Origin of the sequence: Pseudoclavibacter sp. Marseille-Q434 (assembly GCF_050315415.1) — a bacterium.
GTDB lineage: Bacteria > Actinomycetota > Actinomycetes > Actinomycetales > Microbacteriaceae > Pseudoclavibacter.
This window is the reverse complement of sequence record NZ_JBNPQH010000002.1, coordinates 289,227-311,227: the sequence shown is the minus strand read 5'-3', so window position 1 is coordinate 311,227 and position 22,001 is coordinate 289,227. Positions and strand designations below refer to the sequence as shown.

21 protein-coding genes are annotated in these 22,001 nt (G+C 68.8%); 6 read left to right on the top strand and 15 right to left on the bottom strand.

Going from position 1 to position 22,001, the window contains the following annotated elements:
• Nucleotides 1-107 precede the first annotated feature (107 nt).
• Nucleotides 108-1,781, bottom strand: coding sequence for an HNH endonuclease signature motif containing protein (locus ACQFZP_RS08355; protein ID WP_211891012.1), 1,674 nt, complete (start codon nt 1,779-1,781; stop codon nt 108-110).
• 61 nt (nt 1,782-1,842) lie between these two features.
• On the opposite strand from ACQFZP_RS08355, the gene ACQFZP_RS08350 reads away from it, so the two are divergent.
• From ACQFZP_RS08350 to ACQFZP_RS08340, 3 genes are all read left to right on the top strand, one after another.
• On the top strand, nt 1,843-2,427 hold the full coding sequence (locus ACQFZP_RS08350; protein WP_179557822.1) for a TetR/AcrR family transcriptional regulator: 585 nt from the start codon (nt 1,843-1,845) through the stop codon (nt 2,425-2,427).
• A 96-nt stretch (nt 2,428-2,523) separates the two neighbouring features.
• Nucleotides 2,524-3,369, top strand: a complete 846-nt coding sequence (locus tag ACQFZP_RS08345; RefSeq protein WP_211891011.1) for a sugar phosphate isomerase/epimerase family protein — start codon at nt 2,524-2,526, stop codon at nt 3,367-3,369.
• A complete protein-coding gene (locus ACQFZP_RS08340) occupies nt 3,366-4,550 on the top strand; it encodes a Gfo/Idh/MocA family protein (RefSeq protein ID WP_211891010.1) in 1,185 nt (394 codons plus the stop codon). The genes ACQFZP_RS08345 and ACQFZP_RS08340 overlap by 4 nt, the downstream gene beginning before the upstream one ends.
• A gap of 18 nt (nt 4,551-4,568) precedes the next feature.
• Here the strand turns inward: ACQFZP_RS08340 and ACQFZP_RS08335 are convergent, their stop codons facing one another.
• The 8 genes from ACQFZP_RS08335 to ACQFZP_RS08300 all read right to left on the bottom strand — a co-directional run bounded on the left by ACQFZP_RS08335 (nt 4,569) and on the right by ACQFZP_RS08300 (nt 12,702).
• Complete coding sequence (locus tag ACQFZP_RS08335; RefSeq protein WP_211891009.1) at nt 4,569-5,351, bottom strand: maleylpyruvate isomerase family mycothiol-dependent enzyme; 783 nt, start codon at nt 5,349-5,351, stop codon at nt 4,569-4,571.
• Between the two features lie 28 nt (nt 5,352-5,379).
• On the bottom strand, nt 5,380-6,285 hold the full coding sequence (gene ppk2, locus ACQFZP_RS08330) for a polyphosphate kinase 2 (protein WP_211891008.1): 906 nt from the start codon (nt 6,283-6,285) through the stop codon (nt 5,380-5,382).
• Nucleotides 6,286-6,453: 168 nt separating this feature from the next.
• Entirely contained in the window at nt 6,454-7,566 is a 1,113-nt protein-coding gene (locus ACQFZP_RS08325) for a Gfo/Idh/MocA family protein (RefSeq protein WP_211891501.1), read from the bottom strand.
• 80 nt (nt 7,567-7,646) lie between these two features.
• A complete protein-coding gene (locus ACQFZP_RS08320; RefSeq protein ID WP_211891007.1) occupies nt 7,647-8,348 on the bottom strand; it encodes a ThuA domain-containing protein in 702 nt (233 codons plus the stop codon).
• Nucleotides 8,345-9,232: a carbohydrate ABC transporter permease gene (locus tag ACQFZP_RS08315; protein ID WP_211891006.1), complete on the bottom strand. Its 888-nt coding sequence runs from the start codon at nt 9,230-9,232 to the stop codon at nt 8,345-8,347. Before ACQFZP_RS08315 ends, ACQFZP_RS08320 begins: the two co-directional genes overlap by 4 nt.
• Before the next feature lie 2 nt (nt 9,233-9,234).
• Entirely contained in the window at nt 9,235-10,233 is a 999-nt protein-coding gene (locus ACQFZP_RS08310; RefSeq protein WP_249312268.1) for a carbohydrate ABC transporter permease, read from the bottom strand.
• A gap of 2 nt (nt 10,234-10,235) precedes the next feature.
• Nucleotides 10,236-11,564 carry an extracellular solute-binding protein gene (locus ACQFZP_RS08305; RefSeq protein WP_249312267.1) on the bottom strand — a complete coding sequence of 443 codons (1,329 nt, stop codon included), beginning with the start codon at nt 11,562-11,564 and terminating at the stop codon, nt 10,236-10,238.
• Nucleotides 11,565-11,676: 112 nt separating this feature from the next.
• On the bottom strand, nt 11,677-12,702 hold the full coding sequence (locus ACQFZP_RS08300; RefSeq protein ID WP_211891005.1) for a LacI family DNA-binding transcriptional regulator: 1,026 nt from the start codon (nt 12,700-12,702) through the stop codon (nt 11,677-11,679).
• 142 nt (nt 12,703-12,844) lie between these two features.
• Between ACQFZP_RS08300 and ACQFZP_RS08295 the strand changes: the two genes are divergently transcribed.
• A complete protein-coding gene (locus ACQFZP_RS08295) occupies nt 12,845-13,900 on the top strand; it encodes an ankyrin repeat domain-containing protein (RefSeq protein WP_211891004.1) in 1,056 nt (351 codons plus the stop codon).
• Here ACQFZP_RS08295 and ACQFZP_RS08290 read toward each other — a convergent pair whose 3' ends face one another.
• The 3 genes from ACQFZP_RS08290 to ACQFZP_RS08280 are packed head-to-tail and all read right to left on the bottom strand — an operon-like array spanning nt 13,901 to nt 18,339.
• Nucleotides 13,901-16,279, bottom strand: a complete 2,379-nt coding sequence (locus ACQFZP_RS08290; protein WP_211891003.1) for a glycoside hydrolase family 65 protein — start codon at nt 16,277-16,279, stop codon at nt 13,901-13,903. It lies immediately after the preceding gene.
• Nucleotides 16,276-17,307, bottom strand: a complete 1,032-nt coding sequence (locus tag ACQFZP_RS08285) for a PfkB family carbohydrate kinase (protein ID WP_211891002.1) — start codon at nt 17,305-17,307, stop codon at nt 16,276-16,278. Before ACQFZP_RS08285 ends, ACQFZP_RS08290 begins: the two co-directional genes overlap by 4 nt.
• 57 nt (nt 17,308-17,364) lie before the next feature.
• Nucleotides 17,365-18,339, bottom strand: a complete 975-nt coding sequence (locus tag ACQFZP_RS08280; protein ID WP_211891001.1) for a cation diffusion facilitator family transporter — start codon at nt 18,337-18,339, stop codon at nt 17,365-17,367.
• A 189-nt stretch (nt 18,340-18,528) separates the two neighbouring features.
• Between ACQFZP_RS08280 and ACQFZP_RS08275 the strand changes: the two genes are divergently transcribed.
• Nucleotides 18,529-19,416, top strand: a complete 888-nt coding sequence (locus ACQFZP_RS08275; RefSeq protein WP_104312940.1) for an SDR family oxidoreductase — start codon at nt 18,529-18,531, stop codon at nt 19,414-19,416.
• Between the two features lie 137 nt (nt 19,417-19,553).
• On the top strand, nt 19,554-19,895 hold the full coding sequence (locus ACQFZP_RS08270; protein WP_104312939.1) for an ATP-dependent DNA ligase: 342 nt from the start codon (nt 19,554-19,556) through the stop codon (nt 19,893-19,895).
• 5 nt (nt 19,896-19,900) lie between these two features.
• Here ACQFZP_RS08270 and ACQFZP_RS08265 read toward each other — a convergent pair whose 3' ends face one another.
• The 3 genes from ACQFZP_RS08265 to ACQFZP_RS08255 form a co-directional block, all read right to left on the bottom strand.
• The gene (locus ACQFZP_RS08265) at nt 19,901-20,155 is read right to left on the bottom strand and encodes a hypothetical protein (RefSeq protein ID WP_211891000.1); all 255 of its coding nucleotides are present in this window, start codon (nt 20,153-20,155) and stop codon (nt 19,901-19,903) included.
• A 119-nt stretch (nt 20,156-20,274) separates the two neighbouring features.
• The gene (locus ACQFZP_RS08260; protein ID WP_211890999.1) at nt 20,275-21,651 is read right to left on the bottom strand and encodes a cytochrome P450; all 1,377 of its coding nucleotides are present in this window, start codon (nt 21,649-21,651) and stop codon (nt 20,275-20,277) included.
• 73 nt (nt 21,652-21,724) lie between these two features.
• Nucleotides 21,725-21,985, bottom strand: a complete 261-nt coding sequence (locus ACQFZP_RS08255; protein WP_104312936.1) for a hypothetical protein — start codon at nt 21,983-21,985, stop codon at nt 21,725-21,727.
• Nucleotides 21,986-22,001 lie beyond the last annotated feature (16 nt).

Here is a 22,001-nt window from a genome sequence, read left to right as displayed (position 1 = left end):
TGCTGCCACCCGCACCGGAAGGGTCCGTGGCATGTTGTGCGTACGTGTGCGGCGCGTTCGGCGCGTTCGGCTCAGCGGTGAGCGTGGCAAGTACCTCGTTGTGTCTCTTAGAACGGTGGTGGGTCGCCGGGAACATCGTTGGGTTCTGGGGCTCGGGTGCGCTCGGTCTCCGCAACAGAGTCTTGGGGCGGTGCCGCAGGTGTCTCGTATTCGTCGTTGCGTGTGAAGTAGACGTCGTGGTGTTCGGGTCTGTCTGTGAGGATCTTGCCGCTGGGGGTGCGCAGTTGCATGACGCCGCCGTCTAGTTGGGTGGCGGTCCAGGCGGTGGCGTGTTTCATGACGTGGTGGTGTTTACAGAAGCCGCACAGGTTCTCGAGGGTGGTTTTGCCGCCGTGTTCCCAGGCGTGGGTGTGGTCGAGGTCGCATCGGGTCGCGGGCTGTCGGCAACCGGGCCAGCGGCAGTGAATGTCGCGGGCAGCGAGGAAGGCGCGCATGGCTGCGCTGGGTCGGTAGGTGTCGACGGCCGTGACGGTGCCGGTGATGGGGTGGGTGAGGATGCGCACGAACGAGGTTGCGGTGCCGGCGAGGCGGATCGCTTCCTCGAAGGGCACCGGGATCATGCCATCGAGCAGCGCCGGAGCCGGGGTGAGACGGGCCGCGCCAGCAACACAGCTCGCCGCACCACCACCACGAACGCGTGGGCCTGGGCCTGGGCGTGAGCCTGGGCCTGGGCCTCGGCCGCTGCCTGGTCCGCTGCCTGTGCCGCTGACAGCACCGTTCCCGCTCAGCTTGGTGAGGGCGGTGAGGATCGGGATCGTGAACTGCACGTTCGCCTGGATACCTGCCGCCGCCGCGCAGGACATCGGGTCGGAGGTCAGGAGCATGTCCGTGAACAGGTCGGCCTTGACCTCGTCCATGGTGCGCTCATCCGGCGCGTCTGAAACAGACGGCCCATCTGAAAAGTCCGGCACGCCCGAAGCCTCTTGTGCGTCCGGAGCGTCTGAAGCCTCTGGCGCTCGCCGTGCCTGGGCGGGCTTCGGTCGTGCCCTGATGAGCGCCTTGCCCTGCTTCCGCAGCCGGTCCGCGATGGCTTTGCCCTCGATCAGCGGGAGCCGGGCACGCAGCATGCACATGCCGTTCTCCGTCGCCGTCACCGACTCCGCGACGCGGGCCGCGGCCATCCGCAATGCCTTCGGCGGCAACACCCGAGAATCCAGCTCGGCGAGCATCACCCGCACGAACTCACCCCGTCGCGCGGACTGCTCAGCCGCGTCCGCATGCGACACCGACAAGCCAGCACCCGTGAGGACCCGAAGCTGCTCCTCGCTGAGCTTGCCTTCCCCGAGCGCGTCCACGAAGCCAGGGAACTCGCGCACCGCGATCCCAGCATCCGACAAAGCCCCCTCAGCCGCCGCTTGCCCGATTTGCTCGATCAACGCGATCTCCGCCGCGAGCGACTGCACGTGCATGGCATGCTCCTCGGTGCCATCAAGCTCATCCAGAACCGACGCCATCTCCGCCAACTTCGCACGCACCCGCACCTGATCCGCGGCCACAGCGGCCGCCATGACCGCCAGATCCGCATCCCAATCCAGCAAGAACTTCCGCCACGCCAACACCGACACCGGGTCGTGAGGATCAAGCCCCAAGACCTTCAGCGGTTCACCGTCGTACGAGTTCATACCCGAATCTTGGACCGCACCACCGACATTTCGGCTCGCCGATCCCTCAGTGGCTGAGAAAACCCCGATCAGGCAGCAGGTCTTATCGGTCTGGACCATGGGGTCAGTGCGTCCGGCTTGTTCCCGCCAGCCCTGCCACCTCCCGGCTACGATGCTGGGCGTGGCAGCAGACGGAGTTCGGGGTCGGTACGCGAAGGGTGTCGAGCGCAAGCGCGAGATCTTGGCGGTGGCGTACGAGAGGCTTCGCGAGACGGGCGCGAGCGGGGCCTCGCTGCGCGCGATCGGCGAGTCCATCGGGGTCTCTCACGGCATGCTGACGCACTACTTCGGCTCCCGAGAGGGGCTGCTCGTCGAGGTCATCCGCGAGCACGACCGCGTCAACGACGAGCGCATGCCGGATTCCGTCTCGCTCGTGGAGCGGATGCGCCTGAGCGCCGAGTTCAACGTGCGGTTCCCCGGCATGGTCTCGCTGTTCACGGAGATGCTCGCGAAGTCGGTCGAGGCTGGGGATGGTCCTGCTCGTTCGTTCTTCACGGCTCGGTTCGCCCGGGCGAGGGTCGAGCTGGCGGCCGAGGTCGGCGGCCAGCTCGCGGCGCTGCCCGAGGAGCGCCGCGCGGACGCGGCCATGCTCGTCGACCTGATCATGGCCGCATCCGACGGGCTGCAGGTTCGCTGGCTCCTGGACCCGAGCGTCGACGTCGCGGGCACGCTGGGGTTGCTCGAGAGGCTCGGCCGAACCGGCTGAGCCGAGAAAGAAAGTTGCCAATTGGCAATTTTCTTGTAGCGTCTCCAGTGAGAGCGAACCGCGACGCGGCGGGCGCCCACCGACACAGGAGTCAACGTGCCCACCACCCGACCAGCAGCACCCGGCACCCCACAGGAATCGCAGCGCCCGGCGACGTCGCTGCAGCTCTACAGCATCAACTCGCACCTCGAGGTCGACCTCGACGGCACCCTCGCGAGACTCGCCAACATCGGGGTGCGCAACGTCGAGGCGTTCGCGTTCGTCGACCGCGCCGACGAGCTCGCCGCGGCCTTCGAGCTGCACGGCATCGCCGCCCCGACGGGGCACGCCATGCTCGTCGCGAACCAGGTCACGCGAGACGGCGTGACGACGCCGGTGCCGGGCCACGCGACCACATTCGAGGCGGCGAAGAAGCTCGGCATGCGGTACGTCATCGATCCCGCCGTCTTCGACTGGTCGACTCGCGAGGCTGTGGAGGCGACGGCCGCGGCGCTCAACGAGGCCTCGAAGGCGGCCGCCGAGCATGGCCTCCGCGTCGGCTATCACAACCATGCGTGGGAGCTCAGCAACCGCATCGACGGCGTCCCGGCCCTCGAGTACTTGGCTGGGCTCCTCGACGACGAGGTGGTGCTCGAGATCGACGTCTACTGGGCGCACATCGGCGGCGTGGAGGCTCCCGCTCTGCTCGCTCGCCTCGGCGACCGCGTCAAGGCGCTCCACATCAAGGACGGCCCCCAGGTCGAGAACCCGTTCCTGACGGATGCCCGCTTCGACCCGTCCGGTCTCGGCCAGGTTCCGGCCGGCCAGGGCGTCATCCCGCTCGGTGCGGCCCTCGACGCCGCCCCGTCGGCGGAGTTCGCCGTCATCGAGTTCGACCACTTCGACGGCGACATCTTCGCCGCGATCGCCGCCAGCTTCGACTACCTGGAGAACCGCGCATGAGCCTCCCGCAGGCAGCAGCAGCCGCTGCAGCATCCACATCAGCGCCGGGTGCCAAGCGCGGACCCGTGGGCATCGGCATCATCGGCACCGGCATGATCAGCGACGCGTATCTCGTCAATCTCGTGCGCTTCCCCGACGTGCGAGTCGTCGCGCTCGGTGATCTCAACGAGGCGCTCGCCGCCGAGAAGGCGCAGACCTACGGCGTTCCCTTCTCCGGCTCGCCGGCGTCGGTCCTCGCGAACGAGGAGGTCGAGATCGTCATCAACCTCACCATCCCCGCGGCGCACGTGCCTGTCGCCCTCGACGCGATCGCGGCGGGCAAGCACGTGTGGATCGAGAAGCCCATCGGCATCAACCGGGAGGAGGCGAAGGCCCTCCTCGTGGCCGCCGACGCGGCCGGCCTGCGCGTGGGAGTGGCGCCCGACACGGTGCTGAACCCGGGCATCCAGACCGCCCTGCGGCACCTCGCGGCGGGTGCCATCGGCACCCCGCTCACAGCGCGCACCATGATGCGCTACTCGGGCCCCGACCTCTTCCACCCGAACCCGGCCTTCCTGTTCGCCCAAGGAGGCGGCCCCCTGCTCGACATGGGGCCGTACTACGTGACGACGCTCGTGAGCGCCTTCGGCCCTGTCCGCAAGGTCTACGCGACGGGATCGACGGCCAAGGAGACGCGCACCGTCAAGCTCGGCCCGCTCACCGGGCAGTCGTTCCCCGTCTCGGTGCTGACGCACGTGGATGCGCTGGTGACGTTCGAGAGCGGGGCGAGCGCGCAGCTCACCTTCAGCAACGACTCCCCGCTCGCCGAGATGGGTACGGTCGAGATCATCGGGGCGGGCGGGATGCTCCTGACCCCGGACCCGAACCACGCCGATGGGGGCACGAGGGTCGCCAGGCACCCGCAGGAGTACGCGGAGGTGCTCGAACCGACCTGGGAGGACTACCCGGAGGAGGGCACGGTCACGGGCCGCGGCTACGGTGCGCTCGACATGGCGCGGGGCATCCGGGAGGGGCTCCCGCACGTCGCGACCGGGGAGCTGGCGCTGCACGTGCTCGACATCATGCTCGCCATCGAGGAGTCGGCGGCCGCCGGGGAGGTCGTGGTCATCGAGAGCACGGTCGATCCGGTCCCGCTCGTCGACCACACGCGAGACCCATTCGCGGCGACGCTTAGTGTCTAGGGGCTTGCTCTCCTGCGCTCAGGGGGCCAACGGATTCCCGAGCACACGCTCGAGCACTTCGCGGGAGCCGGTGACCCGTGCACCCACCGCCGCGAGGTCGCGCCGCTTCCAGAGGAGGAGCAGCGCGGCCTCGGCCGTGAGCTCGAGCGTCGCGTCGGCCGGTCTCGCTCCACTGAGGGTGTTCGCGGTGCCCGCCGGTGTCTCGTCGACGGGGCCGAGCCGGACGCGCAGGCCGAAGCTGCCGCCGTCGCCTGGGCGCTCGAGCCGGTCCAGCATCCGCAGGTCGACGCGCTCCTCGAGCGACGGCATCCGTCCGAGCGCGACCTGCCGCGGGTACATGTCCTCGGCGACCTCCGCGACACCGGCGGCGGCGAGGTCTGGGCGGATCGGCACCGCGATGCCGAGGCTGTCGCTCGCGTCCCAGAGGTGCAGGGCCGTCTCGAGCGCCTGTCGTCTCGCCCACGTCGAGGCACGCGCAGGAGGGTAGAGGGCCCAGCATGGCGCGTCCTCCGGCAGCTCGCGCAGCGTCGCCACGAGGTCCGCGGCGCCCTCGCGGAACCACGCGACGAGCGCGTCCCGGTCGGCGAGCGGCGCATCCGGCGTCTGACGGTCGAGCTGCTGCCCACCGCCGAGCAGCTGCGCACGCGCCCACCGGTGCACGCCGCCGAGGTGGACCGCCAGCTCGACGAGCGACCAGCCGGGGCACGAGGAGACGGGGGTGGTGTGGTCCGCAGACTCGAGGAGGAGCGCGAACCCGTTCGCGGCGTCCTCGGTCGTGTCGATGAAGTCTGCGTGGCGCATGGTCAGAGCCTAGGGCGTGAGGCCACGCCTACTCGTCGGCGGTCTCCTGCTTGCCGCGCATCACGAGCAGCGGGTCCGGCTTCGTGACGACGTCGTGATCCTTTCCCTCGTACTCGAACTGCCCGAGCCAGAAGCGCATCGCGTTGAGGCGGGCGCGCTTCTTGTCGTTGGAGCGGATGATCGTCCACGGCGCGTGCTTCTTGTCGGTAAGGCGGAACGTCTCCTCCTTCGCCGCCGTGTAGTCCTCCCAGCGGTCGAGCGAGGCGAGGTCCATGGGGGAGAGCTTCCAGCGGCGCACCGGGTCGAGCTGGCGGATCGCGAAGCGCGTGCGCTGCTCGGTGCGCGACACCGAGAACCAGAACTTCGTGACGTGGATGCCCGAGTCGACGAGCATCTTCTCGAAGGCGGGAGCCTGCTGCATGAACTGCGTGTACTCGTCGTCGGTGCAGAAACCCATGACGCGTTCCACGCCGGAACGGTTGTACCAGGAGCGGTCGAACATGACGAGCTCCCCGTCGGTGGGGAGGTGCTGGATGTAGCGCTGAAAGAACCACTGGCCGCGCTCGCGGTCGCTCGGCTTCGCGAGCGCCACGACGCGCGCCTTGCGAGGGTTGAGGTGCTCCGTGAAGCGCTTGATGGTGCCGCCCTTGCCTGCAGCGTCTCGCCCCTCGAAGAGGATCACGGCGCGCTGGTCGCTGTCCTCCATCCAGTACTGGCACTTCAGCAGCTCCACCTGCAGGCGGTACTTCTCGCTCTCATACTCGTCGCGGCTGAGGCGCTCCTCGTACGGGTACCCCTCTTGCCACGTGTACACCGGGTTGCCCTGCGGGTCGATGAGATCCGGGTCGTTCGTGTGGCCGTCGCGCACCGAGTAGCCGAGCGTGCGCAGGTGCTCGATGTACTCGCGCAGGTCCTGGGGTTGTTCGATGGCCATGCGTTCCTCCGAGGTTCAGGTGCCGCGCATCCGCCCGCCACGGCCTGCGGCGGGGGATGCGGCGACCATACTGCGCCGTGAAGGCAAACGGGATGTGTACGAGTGCGGTCGATCCGGAGCCACGGTCCGGCGTGGCCCGCGCGCTCATCCGCGCGCCCGACGCGAGGGCTACAGTCGCCCGTAGACCACCTCGGTCCGCGGGGCGGGCAGCTGGGTCAGTGGAACCGGGGCGGGTCGCTGCGCGGTGGTCGACAGCGACACCGCGCTTCGCCTCGCTGCCGCCAGGCCGATCGACTCCATAATCTCCAGGACGTGCAGGGCCATCTCGGCCGACGAGCGATGCGCCTCGTTCTGGGCGACCGCGCGTGCCAGGTCTGCCACCCCGTAGCCGCGCCCGGCGTCCGCGTATCCCGCCAGGGGAGGGACTTCCTGCCACTCTCGTCCCGTGCCCAGGAGCTCGACGCAGCCGTCGAACATGTTCGGATCTGGCACTGTCACCGACCCTGCCGTGCCGTGCACCTCGATGCGCGGCTGACGGGACCCCCACTGCTCGAAGCTCAGCAGCACCGTCGAGACGGCGCCGCTCTCGTGCTCGAGCAGAGCGGTGACATGCGTGTCGACCTCGACCGCGATGGGCTCTCCCGCGCGGGGGCCGGTGGCGATCGATCTGCGGCGATCCGAGCGTCCGGTGGTCGCCGTGACGCTTCGCACCGGCCCGAGCAACGTGGCCAGCGCCGTCAGGTAGTAGGGGCCCATGTCGAACAACGGCCCGCCGCCGGTCTTGTAGTAGAAGTCGGGTGCCGGATGCCAGCGCTCGTGCCCAGGGGAGGACCAGCTCGCGCTCGCGGCGACGGGAACTCCGATGTGGCCGCCGTCGATGACGGCGCGCGCGGTCTGCAGGCCCGTCCCGAGCACCGTGTCCGGTGCCCCGGCGATCCGCAGCCGTCGGCTGCTCGCCAGGTCGAGCAGCTGGCGGCCGTCGGCGACGGTCAGGGCGAGCGGCTTCTCCACGTACACGTGCTTGCCCGATTCGAGGGCGGCCGTGCACACGGCCAGGTGCGCGGCCGGGATCGTGAGGTTGATGATCGCGTCGACGTCGTCGGCGCGCATCAGCTCATCGACGGTGAGCGCGCGGGCGCCGCGGCCGTACTGCTCGGCGGCGGTCCGGGCACGTTCGTCGTCGAGATCCGCGACCGCGACGAGTCTGACGTCGTCCAATCGAGCGAGGCTGTCGAGGTACTGGCCGCTGATGACCCCGGCTCCGACGATGGCGACGCGCATGCGCTGGTCGGGTCGAAGCGCCTCCGGTCGGAGGGCTTCTGGGGTGTGCAGGCCGGCTGCAACCGGTTCCTGCGTCGAGGTCATGATCGAGCCGCCCATAGCAGCCCCCGTTCTGTGAGAGTGCGGATGGGGTCTTGCTGGAGGATGTCGAGGTGGTGGCCCGAGGTCGAGACGAAGATCCGGCCCTGCCCCCAGAACCGCTTCCACACGGATGGGGTCGTCACTGGTTCGTGCCATGGATCCCACGGGCGCACGGGCTGCGTGGTCGTCGCGAGCACCTTCATATACGGGTCTGCGAGCACCCAGTACTGCTCGGAGTCGATCGTGAAGTCCTCGATCCCGGCCATGATGGGGTCGGTTCGCCCTGCCTCCGTGACCTCGATGGTGTGGGGCCGGTAGTTGTCGGTCTGCTCGCCCGTGCGATCCGCGGGGTCGCATCCGGGGTGCGCGGCGAACTGCCCGCCGACGAGCTGCAGGTAGTCGGCGTTGTTGCGGTACGAGTCGATGATGCCCCCGTGCCAGCCGGCGAAGCCGGTGCCAGCGGTGACGGCTGCGCGCAGCGCCTCGAACTCCTCCTTCTCGATGGTGCTCTTCGTCACGGTCTGCACGATGAGGTCGACGGTGGGGAGGTAGCCGGGCTCGGCGTACACGGCCGGCCCGTCCTCCACCCGCACCTCGAATCCCTCGCGCTCGAGGAAGCCCCGCATGTAGTCGCTGGTCTCCACGGGTTCGTGACCGGCCCATCCGCCCCTGACCATGAGCGCTGACCGCTTCGCCGTCATTTGCCGAACCCCGCGGTCATGCCGCTCACCAGCTGGCGCCTGCCGAAGATGTAGAGGGCGAGGATGGGCAGCGTCGAGAGCACGACCGCCGCCATGATGCCGGGTACGTTCACGTTGAATTCTCCTTGGAAGGTCCAGAGCGAGAGGGGGAGCACCCGGTTCTCTGGGCTCTGGGTGAGGACGAGCGGGAACAGGAACGCGTTCCACACGGTGAGGGAGTCGTAGATGGCGACCGTGACGAGGGCCGGGCGGGCGAGGGGCGCCACGAGCGACCACAGGGTGCGCCACTGGGTGGCGCCGTCGACGCGCATCGAGTCGAACAGCTCGGTGGGGATGTCGCGCAGGAAGTTGACCAGGATGAGCACCGTGATCGGGATGGCGAAGCCGACGGACGGGAGGATGACCGCGGCGAGGGTGTCGTAGAGGCCCGCCTGGCTGAGCATGTAGAAGAGCGGCACGATGGTCGCCTGCAGTGGGATGGCGAGTCCCATGAGGAGCAGCGAGAACGACACCTTGGCGGTCCAGTGCGTGGAGCGCACGATGACGAACGCAGCCATGAGGGACACCGTCACGGTGACGGCAACCGCGACGGTCGTCACGATGATGCTGTTGGCGAGGTAGAGCAGGAAGTCGCTCTGCAGGACGAGGAGGTAGGACTCGAGCGTCGGCTCGGCTGAGGGCAGCAGCTGGTTGTCGCTGAAGAAGCCCGCTTGGGGTCGAAAGCTGGTAATGACGATGTAGTACACCGGCACGATGATCACGAGCAGCCAGGCGAAGCCGCCGAGGGCACCGAGCACGTTGGGGGTGCGTCGGCCGCCGCGTCGCTCGCGGGGTGGTCGGGGGTACGTGGGCCTGCTGGACAGCTTGGGTGCTGTGGCGGTCATGTTCAGGCTCCTTCCTGGTCGCTCTTCATTCGGGAGAAGCCGCTGACGCGGGTGATGCCCAGCGCGATGAGGAGCCCGACCACGACGAGGACCATGGCGAGCACGCTCGCGCCGCCCATGTCGTTCGCGGCGAAGCCGGTGAGGTACATGTCGATGGGCAGGATGCGGATGCCGTAGCCGGGGACCCCGCCGGTGAGGACGAAGATCACGTCGAAGTAGGTGAGCGAACCGACGAGCATGATGGTGGATGAGGTGACGATGGTGTGCCGCAGCTGGGGGAGGGTGACGTACCAGAACGTCTGCAGTCGACCCGCTCCGTCCAGCTCGGCCGCTTCGTAGAGGGTGCGGGGGATCTGTCGGACACCAGCCTGGTAGAGCAGGGCGTGGAAGGGAACGAACTGCCAGGCGATGAGGAAGACGACGGTGACGAAGATCAGCTGGGGGTTGCCGAGCCAGTCCTGTCGCAGCAGCTCGAGCCCGGGAGTCGCGCCGAGCCCGAAGTTGGGGTCGAGGATGGCCTTGAAGGCGAGTGCGGTCGCGGCAGAGGACAGGATGAGGGGGATGAAGTAGAGCGCGGCGAGCACGGCACGGTACTTCTGGTGTCCAGCGGTGAAGACGCCGAGGAGCAGGCTGATGGGGGTCTGCACCAACCAGGAGACGACGATGACCTGGAGGCTCAGCATGAGCCCGTTCCGGAAGTTGTCGCCGCCGAGGATGCGCGTCCAGTTCTCGAGCCCGACCCATTCGGGGTCGGAGATGGCGTCCCAGCTCGTGAAGCTGAGCCACAGGGCCACCCCGAGGGGGATGATGGCGAAGAGGGCGTAGAGCGCGACGGCGGGGAGCAGCAGGATGGGGTTCGGCCGGTCCGTGATGCCCTTGCGGCCCGTCGGCTTGGGGCTCTGGTCTGCTGGGGCGGGATGCGGAGTGCCGTCGGAGGGCATGCGCGGCTTCTCGCCGTGCGAGGCCGATGAGGCGTCGGCTGGCAGGATCGTGGAGGTCATGGTCAGAGGGTCGCGTTCATGTTGGTGGAGAACTCCTCTGGCGTGATCTGCAGGTTGAAGAGGCGGTCGAGGTTCGTGAGCATCTCCTGTGCCTGACCCGGTTCCAGCGCCTGGTCCCAGGACATCTGGAAGTTCGGTGCGTCGCTGATCATCTGGTAGACGGTCTCGCCGAAGGCCGCGTCCGGAAGGTCGGCGATGGTGTCGTCGATGTCCGCGAGCGGTGGCACCTGGTTGGCCTCGATCAGGCGGTCGACGAACGGCTCGTCCCAGAGCCCGGTCTTCAGGTAGTCGATGGCCACGGCCTGCTGCGCTTCCGTGGCGTCGGCTGACACGGAGAAGTAGCTGGTCGGGTTGCCGACGATGTTGGCCGGGTCGCCCGTTCCGCCGTCCACGGTGGGGAAGGGGAGGTAGCCGAGCGAGTTCTCGGCGAACTCGGGTGCCTGCTCGCGGAAGGTGTTGTTCACCCACGTGCCCTGCAGGAGCATGGCGGCCTTGCCGGTGTAGAGGAGGGCCGCGTCAGCGCTCGAGTCGGTCGTCACCGAGGCGAACCCGTCGGCGAAGCCTCCGGCTTCCACGAGGTCCTGGATCATCTCGTTGGCCTGGATGACGGCGGGGTGGGACCAGGCGTCGGCTTCGCCGGCGAGGATGGCGTCGAACACCTCGGGTCCGCCGATGCGGTCGGCGAGGTACTCGAGCCACATCAGCTCCGGCCACTTGGCGGCGCCGGCGAGGGCGAACGGTGCCACACCTGCCGCGTTGAGCTTCTCGACGGCGACCAGCAGCTCGTCCCACGTCTCGGGGGACTCGACGCCGGCCGCATCCATCACGTCCTCGTTGACGTAGAGAACGACGGGGGCGACTGCCTTCATCGGCACCGCGTAGACCGCGCCGTCGAAGGTCACGGGGTCGAGGGCGAACGGCAGGAAGCGGTCGAGGTCGTCCCCGAGGGCATCGCTCAGGTCGAGGACCTTGTCGGCGTCGACGTAGGACTGCAGCGTGCCGCCGCCCTTGTTGTAGATGACGCTCGGGCCGGCACCGGCGCCGATGGCGGTCCTGATCTTGGACTTGTACGCCTCTCCCTCGAAGTACGTGGCTTCGAGTTGCGCGTCCGGATGCGCGGCGTTCCAGTCGGCCACCGAGGGGTCGACGGTCTCTTCCTGGTCCGACGTGATCCCCCAGAGGGTCACGGCGTCGCCGGCGCCGGATCCGGCGCTTCCTGAGCCGCCGGCGCAGGAAGCGAGCAGCGCGGCGACGGACAGTGCGGCGAGGGAGATCACCGCCCGTCTCGCCAGCGTGCGGGGTCGGGATTTCGAGGGACGTGAGGGCATCATGGCTCTTCCTTGAGTTAGGTGCGTGGTCCGGCGTCGAAGGCGGTGAATCCGCTCCCGGTGCCGTGTGGCGAACCTATGCGTCACGCAAAGAAGGGCGCAAGTCGTCGCAGCGCTATTGGAAACTTTTCGCTGGCGGAGCGGTGCTCTCACGGATCTTCAGCTTCGTGGCGAGCTCGAGTCGCGTGCCTCCGGTGGCGGCGTCCTCCGCGCGAAGCACGATCTTCACCGCCTCGGAGGCCATCTGCTCGAGCGGCTGGGTGATGGTGGTCAGGCCGGGGGTGATCCATCCCGCCAGCGGGATGTCGTCGAAGCCGACCACGGAGACGTCGTCGGGGATGGAGAGCCCGAGGCGGCGCGCAGCCTCGTAGACGCCGAGCGCTTCCATGTCGTTCGAGCAGAAGACCGCGCTCGGGCGATCGGGACCGCCGAGCAGACGCAGGCCAGCGGCGACGCCCGAGTCCCGTGTGAAATCTCCCGGCACGATGCGACCGGGCTTCAGCGAGAGGCCGGCGTTTTCCACTGCGTGGCGGAAGCCGGAGAGCCTGGCGTGCGTGCAGAGCATGTCGGACGGGCCAGTGATGATGCCGAGCTCCCGGTGCCCGAGGCTGATGAGGTACTCCGTCGCGGCCACGCCGCCCGCCCAGTTCGTCGCACCGACCGAGGACACGTCAGCGTCGGGGGAGCCGGCTGGGTCGATCAGGACGAACGGGATGTTCCGCGTCTGCAGTCGTCGCTTGTGGTCGGCCGAGAGGTCGGTGAGCACGAGGATGACCGCGACGGGGCGTCGCCTGGCGACCCCGTCGATCCAGGCAGCGCCAGGATCGTGCCTGGCCTGCGTCTGGGTCAACACGATGGACAGGCCCTGCTGGCGCGCGATCGCCTCGACGCCTCGCACGATCTCCAATGCCCACATGCTGGACAGGCCCTGCTCGACCACCACCTCGATCAGGCCACCGGAACGCCCGAAGTCGCCCGGACGGAGGTACCCGTGCTCGTGCAGCAGCTGCTCGACCCGCTCGCGCGTGCCCGCGGAGACGCCCTTGCGTCCGTTGAGGACCTTGGAGACCGTCGACAGGGACACGGAGGCCTGCTCGGCGATGACCGCCATGGTCGGCTTCGGAGGAAAACTATCGCTCATGAGTGAGACGTTATCGACGGTTGCCCTCTCAGGCAATGCACCCGCGTGGGGTTGAATGCCTCGGAGTCCGACTCGACCGGCCTCTGCCACGGCACCCGCGAGCAGACGATACTGGAGATCGAACCGACCGGAGGAGACGACGTTGCCGAAGAAGCGCATCACCCTGCCCAAGGAGTTCAGGCGGGGCGAGACCTACACGATCGCTGAGCTCGAGGAGATCTTCGCGAAGGTCGAGACGACCGCCCTCGGCCGCGACTCCTCCAAGGAGTCCGCGCTCATGAGCGACCGGCTCGATGCAGCTGGCATCCGCTGGCTGATCGAGCACGGCGCGGAGGTGGACGCCGTCGACCGCTTCGGCAACACCGCGCTGACCCACCATTCGAAGTGGAAGGCGAAACTCGACGTCCTGACCGTGCTTCTCGAGCACGGCGCAGACCCCAACATCACCGGTCACTCTTCGCCGCTGGCCGCCGCGGCCGAGTACGGGAACATCGACGGCCTCACCCTGCTCCTCGAGGCGGGCGCGGACCCGCTGCTGGACTTCGGGCGTCGCGATGAGACGGCGCTCGACCGCGCGATGACGAGGATGAAGGACTACCACGCGCCTCGGGCGCTCAAGGTGGCGCGGATCCTCGTCGCCCGCGGCGCGACCATCTCCGGGGACACCCCCAAGTACCTGCGTCAGACGATGTCGCAGCTGCAGGGACTCATCGCCAGGGGCAAGGGGTCCGAGGAGAACCTCGCGATCCTGTTTGAGCTGTTCGAGCTGCTCGGCGTGGAACCGACGGTGCCGCCGAGGGTCCTCGCGCCAGGCGAGCCCATCACCGTCACCGCTGAGGGATGGAAGGCGCAGTACAGCGAGCTGTGGAAGATGCTGGTGCCAGGGGGTGGCGCCGCCGAGAGCGTGCAGGGCGAGGTCGTGCGCATCGCGGGTCGCGTCGGCAACGAGATCCTCGGCAACGGCGGCGGCAACTGGGACAAGGACTTCGACAGGATGCTGCAGGCGTACCGTGCGCACGTGAGCACGGGGGCACCGCTCGATGAGGAGGAGCTGGTGAGCGTCGACCAGGCCGTCGATCGGCTCGCAGGCGGATCCTTCGACGAGCCGGCCGTCGACACGCTCACCGAGCTCGCCGTGACGTGGGTGCTCCGGAACCCGGAGCGCGTCGACCTGCCGACGCCGAGCTACCGACGGTAGTCACTCCTCCCGCATGGCCTCAGCGAAGGGTCTCGGCGCCCGGTGTCTCGGCTGGGCCGGGGCCGGGCCCGGGGCTGGCAGCGGGGGAGTGGATGCGGTCACCTCGTCCCCCGCCCGCAGCTCCAACTCCTCATCGAAGTGGCGGATGAGGAGGGGCTCGCCCGAGCTCAGCTGGTAGACGGTCGACTCTGCTCGGATCTCGACGTGCAGCCGTCGACCCTGCACGAGCATCCCGAAGCGGATGCGTGTCAGCTGGTCGGGGATTCGAGGCGCGAACCGGAGCCCCCTGTCGCTTTCGCGTAGGCCGCCGAGGCCAGCTGTGACGGCCGTCCAGATGCCGGCGAGCGACGCCATGTGCAGTCCCTGCGAGGTGTTGTCGCGGAGGTCGTCGAGGTCCAGCGTGGCAGCCTCGGCCAGATAGTCGGCGGCGAGCTGCAGGTGCCCGACCTCGGCCGCGAGGACCGACTGCACGGAGGCGGACAGCGACGAGTCGCGCACCGTCAGCGCCTCCGAGTACTCGAAGGCGCGCTTCTTCTCCTTGAAGGTGAATGCCTCGTGCGCGAAGTAGAGGGCGAGCACCAGGTCGGCCTGCTTGATCACCTGCTTGCGGTACAGGTGGAAGTACGGGAAGTGCTCCTGCAGGGGGTACTGGGATGCGGAGGTGGCGGCGAAGTCCCATTGTGCGAGATCCGTCGACCCGGCCGCGTGCGCGTGGACGCCGCGGCGCTCGTCGAACGGCACCACGATGGCGTCGGCGGCACGCATCCACCGTCTGATCTCGTCGTCATCGACGCCCAGTGCGCCCGCCTCGGCGTGGTGTCGCTCCGCGACGGACACCGCGGCGCGCAGGTTCAGGCGCGCCATGAGGTTCGTGTAGGTGTTGTCGTCGACAAGCGCCGAGTACTCGTCCGGACCGGTCACCCCGTCGAAGTGCAGGCCCCCGTCCGGGTCCCATCGACCGAGCGAGCACCAGAGCCGGGCGGTCTCGACGAGCACGTCGACGGCGACCTCCCGCTCGAAGCGCTCGTCACCGGTCGTGCGGATGTGGTGAACCATGGCCGCGGCGATGTCCGCGTTGACGTGGAACGCGGCCGTGCTCGCAGGCCAGTACCCGGAGCTCTCCCGGCCGTCGATCGTGCGCCACGCGAACGCGGCCCCCTCGAGCTTGAGGAGCTTCGCGCGCTCGCGGGCGTACTCGAGGGTGGAGTGCCGCCAGCGCAGCGCCTGCTCGGCGGCAGCCGGCACCGTCGCCGAGAGGAGCGGCAGCACGTAGCTCTCGAAGTCCCAGAACGTGTGACCAAGGTAGCCGGCGCCGGTGAGGCCCTTGCCCGGCACCGAACGCGCCTCGAGCCGAGCCGCCGACTGGTAGACGTGGAAGAGCGCGAAGCGGGTCGCCTGCTGCAGTCGCGGCGAGCCGTCGATCTCCACGTCCGCGCACGCCCAGAACTCGTCGAGGTCCGCGCGCTGGTCCGCGAGCACCCGCTCCCAGCCGTCCCGTCTCGCGTCGTCGACGGCGCCCTCCGCCCGGTCGCGCAACGCCTCCGGGGAGAGCGTCGACGAGAACTCGTGGCCGACGTACTTCGTGATCTCCAGGGTCTCCCCGGCTTTCAGCTCCACGCTCACGGTCGTGCGCGCCAGGTCGCGGGATGTCTCGGTCTCGACGCTCGGAGGCGTCGCGCAGGTGCCCGCCACCACGTTGTCCATGGCGACGGCGATGCTGATGCCGCTCCTCAGGGTGCGGTGCACGAGCGTGGCCGCGCTGCCCAGGGAATAGTGGCCGAGGCCCTCGAACGGCTCGTCGAGCTGGTCGTTGACCCGCTGGTCGGGATGCACCTCCGGCATGTCCTCGTTGGCGACGACCTCGGACTGCACGCTCACGTGCACGCCGTCGCCGAGCGCCTCGACCTCGTAGTGCACGGCCGCGAGCGAGCGATGGGTGAGCGAGACGAGGCGGATGCTGGTGACCCGCACCGTGCGCCCTGCGGGAGACGTCCATTCGAGATCGCGCCGCAGCGTGCCTGCGCGGAAGTCGAGGCGCTGCTCGTGGTGAACGACCGTGCCCCGGCGGAGATCCAGCGGCTCATCGCCGACGAGCAGGCGGAGCACCTGCCCGTTCTGCACGTTCACGACGCTCTGCCCCGTGTCCGGATACCCGTAGCCGTCCTCGGCGTAGGGCATCGGGTGGTCCTCGAAGACGCCGTTCAGGTAGGTGCCGAGCACCTCGTGCGGGTCGCCCTCGTCGAAGTTCGCTCTCCAGCCGATATGGCCGTTGGAGAGGGCGAACACCGACTCGAGATGCGCGAGCTGGGGTGCGTCGAGGTCGAGCCCGGTGAAGCCGAGGCTCCATGGTGCGACATCGAAGGGGATCGCGCCGGTCACGCGAGCGCCTCGCCGTCGGTCGAGGGGAGGTCGGTAGAGGGGAGCATGCTGCCCTTTCTGTCGGGAGAGAGCCGTCGGAGCCTGGGGTGCCCGCCAAGGCGTTGCACGCTCGCGCCGGCGGCCTGCGTCGCGCGCTGCCCTGCCTCGCGGGGGCTCGCTCCAGAGAGCAGCGCGGTCGTGAGCGCCGCGACGAACGCGTCACCCGCGCCGGTGGGGTCGACCGTTCGGGTGCGCTCGTGCGGCAGGAACACGTGGTCACCAGGCCAGGCGATGAGCTCAGCATCGTCGACCGTGAGCGCGACGACGCGGGGGCCGAGGTCGAGGAGCGTCTCGGCTGTGCGGAGCGCGTCTTCTCGGTTCCTGACCTCGGACCCGGACAGCATCGACGCCTCTCTCGCGTTCGCGCGGACTGCGTCGGCGAATCCGAGGAGCTCATCCCGTGCTGCCTCGTCCTCGGTCGCGTCGACGGCCCCGTCGAGGACCAACAGCGCTCTCGGGGCACCGTCCGCGGGCCGTTGCCTCGTGAGCTGCGCCGCCGCCAGCAGCGTGTCGATGGGCTGCTGCAGCTGCAGGACGACGGCGTCCGCCGTCGTCAGAGCTGTCGCGGCGCGGACGTCGTCAGGGGTGAGGAGCGCCTGCTCCGGGATGTGCTCGAGGAGCCGCCGCACGCCGTCGTCGGCGACGACATCCGTGAGCAGCGCCGTCACCCCGCGTCTGACGACGTGTCCCGTGTCGAGCCCCTGGCGGGCGGCGTCGCCCAGCATCTCCTCGCCGGCACCGTCGTCGCCGAGGACAGCGACAAGCGAGACCCGCGCGGTGGGATCGAGCTGGCGGATCCCGACGGCGATGTTCGCGCCCTTTCCGCCCAGACGTTCGATGCGCTCGCTGACCACGGCGCTCGCCCCCGCGTCCGGGATCCCCGCAACGCGCAGCACAAGATCCCGGCCGGCCTGCCCGACCACCGCGACGCGCGCCGGCGAGACGGGCTGGGCCGTGCGCGCGGGGATGCCCGGGGTGCCGTTCGACATGAGGAGAGGGTACCGACGTCCCCTTGGACATCTCATGGTGGTGAGCGTGCAGCGGCGTCAGGTCCGACCGGTCCCTCGGATGGACGCCAGCGTCTGCGCCCCGTCCGGGATGCTCGCGACGGGAACCAGCACCACGTCCTGCATCTTCCAGTCGAGTCGCGCGAGATCCCGTGCGACGTCCTGCAGCGCATCCACGGTCGGGGGACGACGATCGACGGGCACGACAAACGCCTCGACGTGGAACACCTGACCCTGGTCGCGCATCCGAATGCCGGCCTCGTCGACCCACGTCTCGTCCTGGAGGCGCAGGATCACCCGCTTCATGAGCGGATGCGGTTCCTGATCGTCATGGGTGCGCGCCTGCTCGTCGAGGAGGTCGCGCACCGGGGAGCGGGTGTTCTTCACCCCGTCCCAGACGATCCCTGCGGAGATGAAGAGCGCCGCGACGCCGTCGAGCCACCAGAGTCCGACCCCGATGCCGAGCACGCCCAGGATCGACGCGGCGTTCGTCTGCCAGTCGGCTTTCGCCATGTCGGCGTCCGCCGCGAGCAGCTTGTTGTGGAGCTTCGGGGCGAGCCTGGCCTTCGCGCGACCGTAGACGAGCGGTCCGACGACGATGACCGCCATGACGGCGACCATGAGCCACCCCTGCCAGATGACGGTCCCGAAGAGCTGGACGCTGCCGATGGTGGGATGCTCGGCGTTCACCAACCCCAGGACGGACTCCACCGCGAGGTGGCCGCCGACGGCAAGGAGAGCGACACCGGCGACGAGATGCCCGATGCCCATTGCCCGATGCAGCCCGAACGGGAAGGTGCGGGTCGGCTTGCGCCGGATGAACACGAGCGCGATCAGAAACGCGAACTGCGGGATGAGGGAGAGCATGTCCTCGATCCAGGCGGTCTTCATCGCCTGCGAGTTGCCCACGACGAACGCGACGATCGTGATGGTGCAGGCAGTGAAGCCGATGGTCGCCCACTCCCAGCGAACCGCGGCCCTCAGCGCCTCCCGCTGCTCCTGTGGCAGGTCCATGCGGCCCGTGCTCCCCACTGGAATCTCCTCGCCGTCACGCGCGACCCATCGGTCGACCCCGAAACAGTGTCACGAATGCGCCCACGCACCGCGAGACCTTGACGTGGACCCTCGCCGGTGCCACGGCGGGAGAAAGCTGGGAGGTCAAGCGGTTGTCGGCACGCCCTGCCCGAAATTAGCGTCGCGGGCATGAGCCACTACGAGAAGAAGAACCCGCTCGACCTCTACCCGAAGCCGCCGTTCCCCGAACAAGAGCAGCAGCTCCCCGGCCTGGCGAGGAAGATGACCCCCAGACCAGACCACGGCGAGGAGAGCTACGTCGGCCTCGGCCGGCTGAAGGGGTTCCGCGGCATCGTCACGGGCGGCGACTCGGGCATCGGCCGAGCGGCGGCCATCGCCCTGAGTCGAGAAGGCGCCGACCTCGCCCTGAACTACCTGCCCAGCGAGCAGGCGGATGCGGAGGAAGTGCGCGACCTGCTCGTCCGCGAGGGGCGAAAGGTCGTGCTCCTGCCGGGGGACATCAGCGACGAGCAGTTCTGCCGTGACCTCGTCGAACGCGCCGTCGCGGAGCTCGGCGGACTCGACACGCTCGTGATGGTCGCCGGCCACCAGGAGAGCAACGGCGACATCACCACCATGACCACTGCGAGCATCGACCAGACGATGAAGACCAACGTCTACTCGCTGTTCTGGCTGACGCAGGCGGCGCTCCCGCACCTCGAACCGGGCTCCTCGATCGTCACGACCGGCTCCATCCAGGGCGCCGAGCCGTCGCCTGACAAGCTCGACTATGCACTCACAAAGGGCGCGATCGGCGTCTTCACCGCTGGTCTGGCGCAGCAGCTCGCGCCGAAGGGCATCCGAGTCAACTCGATCGCTCCGGGCCCGATCTGGACGCCGCTGCAGCCAGCCTCATCTGATGGCGAGACCGTGGCGCACTTCGGCGAGCAGGCCCCGTACGGGCGGCCGGGACAACCAGCTGAGCTGGGCGCCGCGTACGTGCACCTGGTCAGCCCGGAGTCGAGCTACACGAGCGGGGCGACGATCACGATCGCCGGAGGCACGCCCGCGTTCTAGGACGGAAGCGATGAACGGGGAGGCGGGGCATCGTGCCTCGCCTCTCTCGCGGTCGGCGCATCCAGCGCACGTCCTGGGCGTTCCCGGTCACGGTCCGTATCCTAGGCCGCATCCCCCAAGGCTGACAGGAGCACATCATGGGCACGCTCGTCTACGACGGCACGTCGATCCACTTCGAGGACCGGCTCCTCACGCACCTGCAGATCGTGATCGTGCAGAAGCTGAGCCGCAACGAGTCGTTCCTGATGTCCTGGAAGGACTCGCCTTCAGTCGGTGACGGACGCTCGGCGATCTGGTTGACCCCGAACACGTCCATGCAGTTCAAGTTCCTGGGTGGCAAGGTGCCGGAGATCAATCGCGACTGGCTCAAGCGGCTCGGGGAGTCGGCCGAGAGCAGCACCGGTCTCCTGGTCACGGACGAAGAGGGCAAGCTCGCACTCGTGGGCACGGACGCGCCTTACCCCGGCACTCTGCGCTGACCGGGTCAGTACTGGTCGAAGTCGATGAACACGACGTCGCCGCTGTCGGTGCCGCGGACTTCTTCCGAGACGTCGAGGACGTCGATGCGCACATGAGTGGCAGGGGTGATGAGCACTTCGGGGCTGTCCGAGCGACTGCCGATGGGAACCAGACTCCCGCCGGCCTGAACGGCGTCGCGAATATCGCCGTGCAAGCGTGAGATGGATTCAGGGTCGTGAAGCACGAACTGCTCCCGATTGACCGTCAGCACAATCGACATCGGTGACCTCGCTTCGTCGCCCTCCGTCGGGCGCGTTGCAGAGTTGTTCGGGGCCGCCGGCGGTTCGGATGGAGTTGGCGTCGCATCGTCGCGCTGCGACATGGGCACCCCGCTGCAGGTCAGTGCACGGGGCAGCCTGTGGCGGCTGCAGCTGTACCACCGAGGTTCGATAAGGCAGCCGGGCGAACGAGGCCCCCTGAAGACGGCTTCGTGGGAAGTCTCCTTCGATTCACGTCCAGGCCGATGTCCGCGATCTCGACCCGCGGGTCGCTGAGCGCCGCGATGGCGGTCGCGAGCCCGGCGATGGCGAGCTTCTCACCGGGGCAGCGGTGCCCGTCCGCGACGTCAGCCCCACCATGGGGGACGAACTCGGCGATCGCCTCGTAGTCGTCGACGCCGAGAAACCGCTCCGGCTGGAAGGAGCCCGCATCATCCCAGGAGCTGTCGTCGGTGTTCGTCCCGAGGATGTCGAGGAGCAGCCGTCCCCCTGCCCGCACGCGCGAACCGTCCAGTTCGATGTCCTCGCGCGCCCACCCTGGCAGGAGTGGCACGAACGGGGCGGTGCGCCGCACCTCCTGCGCGAATGCGGTGGCAAGCGGGCCGCCATGCAACGAACCGCGGGCCGCGGCTTCGTCGCCGATCCGCGCGCGCCAGCCGGGTCGGTCGTGCAACTCCTTCGCGGCGAAGGCCACGAAGCGTGCGACGGCGATCATCGGGCGGATGCTGTTCTGCAGCTCGACGCCCGCGAGTCTCGGCGGCAGCAGCTCCCCCTGCTCGTCGACGTGCCAGGCCCATTCATGCAAGGCGGTGCCAGCCGGAGCCGCAAGCTCACCGGACCGCGCGGCCTCGATGAGCCGCTGAGCGTGTCGGTCGGACCACATCCGGTTGCCGAACGCGAGCAGGAACTCAGGGGAGTACGGGGCGCCGAAGCCATCGACGATCTGGGCGAGGCGCGCCGCCCACCGCGACTTCGCGGCCGACGTGCCGGGCAAGCCAGCCCAGGTCATGGATGCCCGTCCGAACGCGGTGACTGCCGCGTCGTAGGCCGAGGCGTCGTCGCCATCCGCCCACGAGTCGGCCTGCTCCCGCCACTCCCGCTCAAGGTGGGGGAGCAGGTCCTCCACGCGGTCATCGTCGTAGGCCACGCGCAGGAACGACGCCTTCCGGTGCCGGTGCTCAGCCCCATCGAGACTGTGCACCGAGCCGTGGCCGAAGAGCGACTCCTGCACGAACGCGGGCATCGCACCGTGGCGTTCGATGAGGTCCTCGTCGTAGAACAGGCGGACGGCGTCGCCGCCGCGCACCAGCAACGCCTCCTTGCCGAGCAGTCGCAGCGGCACAGCCCTGGCGTGCTCGCGAGTCCTGCTCCAGATCTGCGCGCCGAATCCGTAGCCCCTCGTCATCAACGACAGTGAGTCGTCGTCGAGCGCTGCCCGCCACTGGGCGGTACCTGGGTCTGTGGTCGAACGGGCGTCGAAGGCGGTCGCGTCTGTCATGCCTCCAGGCTGGCAAACCGCTCAGGTAGGCGGCTGGGGAAGCCCTCAGCGTCCGGTGAGCGTCCTGCGGGAATCAGTATTCGTCGAAGTCGACGAAGGCAACTTCGTCGCGGTCGTCGCTCTCGCCCTCGTCCGGGGCTTCGAGCGGCAGGATATCGATGCGCACGTTCGTGGACGGCGTGACGAGCACCTCGGGGCCGTCGGCCGAGTCGCCGATCACGAGCATCCGGCCACCCGAACGGGCCGCCTCCTCGATCTCAGCGCGTACGCGAGTGATCGCCTCCGGGTCACGCAGCACGAACTGCTCACGATTGACGGTGACAAGAATGGACATAGCTGACCTCGGTTCA

What these genes read in the sequence shown, in the direction of transcription:
- ACQFZP_RS08300 (WP_211891005.1), bottom strand. Translation starts at nt 12,702, where the DNA reads ATGAGCGATAGTTTTCCTCCGAAGCCGACCATGGCGGTCATCGCCGAG.
- ACQFZP_RS08310 (WP_249312268.1), bottom strand. Translation starts at nt 10,233, where the DNA reads ATGACCTCCACGATCCTGCCAGCCGACGCCTCATCGGCCTCGCACGGC.
- ACQFZP_RS08255 (WP_104312936.1), bottom strand. Translation starts at nt 21,985, where the DNA reads ATGTCCATTCTTGTCACCGTCAATCGTGAGCAGTTCGTGCTGCGTGAC.
- ppk2 (WP_211891008.1), bottom strand. Translation starts at nt 6,285, where the DNA reads ATGGCCATCGAACAACCCCAGGACCTGCGCGAGTACATCGAGCACCTG.
- ACQFZP_RS08340 (WP_211891010.1), top strand. Translation starts at nt 3,366, where the DNA reads ATGAGCCTCCCGCAGGCAGCAGCAGCCGCTGCAGCATCCACATCAGCG.
- ACQFZP_RS08320 (WP_211891007.1), bottom strand. Translation starts at nt 8,348, where the DNA reads ATGACGGCGAAGCGGTCAGCGCTCATGGTCAGGGGCGGATGGGCCGGT.
- ACQFZP_RS08260 (WP_211890999.1), bottom strand. Translation starts at nt 21,651, where the DNA reads ATGACAGACGCGACCGCCTTCGACGCCCGTTCGACCACAGACCCAGGT.
- ACQFZP_RS08325 (WP_211891501.1), bottom strand. Translation starts at nt 7,566, where the DNA reads ATGCGCGTCGCCATCGTCGGAGCCGGGGTCATCAGCGGCCAGTACCTC.
- ACQFZP_RS08335 (WP_211891009.1), bottom strand. Translation starts at nt 5,351, where the DNA reads ATGCGCCACGCAGACTTCATCGACACGACCGAGGACGCCGCGAACGGG.
- ACQFZP_RS08285 (WP_211891002.1), bottom strand. Translation starts at nt 17,307, where the DNA reads ATGTCGAACGGCACCCCGGGCATCCCCGCGCGCACGGCCCAGCCCGTC.
- ACQFZP_RS08315 (WP_211891006.1), bottom strand. Translation starts at nt 9,232, where the DNA reads ATGACCGCCACAGCACCCAAGCTGTCCAGCAGGCCCACGTACCCCCGA.
- ACQFZP_RS08305 (WP_249312267.1), bottom strand. Translation starts at nt 11,564, where the DNA reads ATGATGCCCTCACGTCCCTCGAAATCCCGACCCCGCACGCTGGCGAGA.
- ACQFZP_RS08265 (WP_211891000.1), bottom strand. Translation starts at nt 20,155, where the DNA reads ATGTCGATTGTGCTGACGGTCAATCGGGAGCAGTTCGTGCTTCACGAC.
- ACQFZP_RS08280 (WP_211891001.1), bottom strand. Translation starts at nt 18,339, where the DNA reads ATGGACCTGCCACAGGAGCAGCGGGAGGCGCTGAGGGCCGCGGTTCGC.
- ACQFZP_RS08270 (WP_104312939.1), top strand. Translation starts at nt 19,554, where the DNA reads ATGGGCACGCTCGTCTACGACGGCACGTCGATCCACTTCGAGGACCGG.
- ACQFZP_RS08275 (WP_104312940.1), top strand. Translation starts at nt 18,529, where the DNA reads ATGAGCCACTACGAGAAGAAGAACCCGCTCGACCTCTACCCGAAGCCG.
- ACQFZP_RS08355 (WP_211891012.1), bottom strand. Translation starts at nt 1,781, where the DNA reads ATGGTCCAGACCGATAAGACCTGCTGCCTGATCGGGGTTTTCTCAGCC.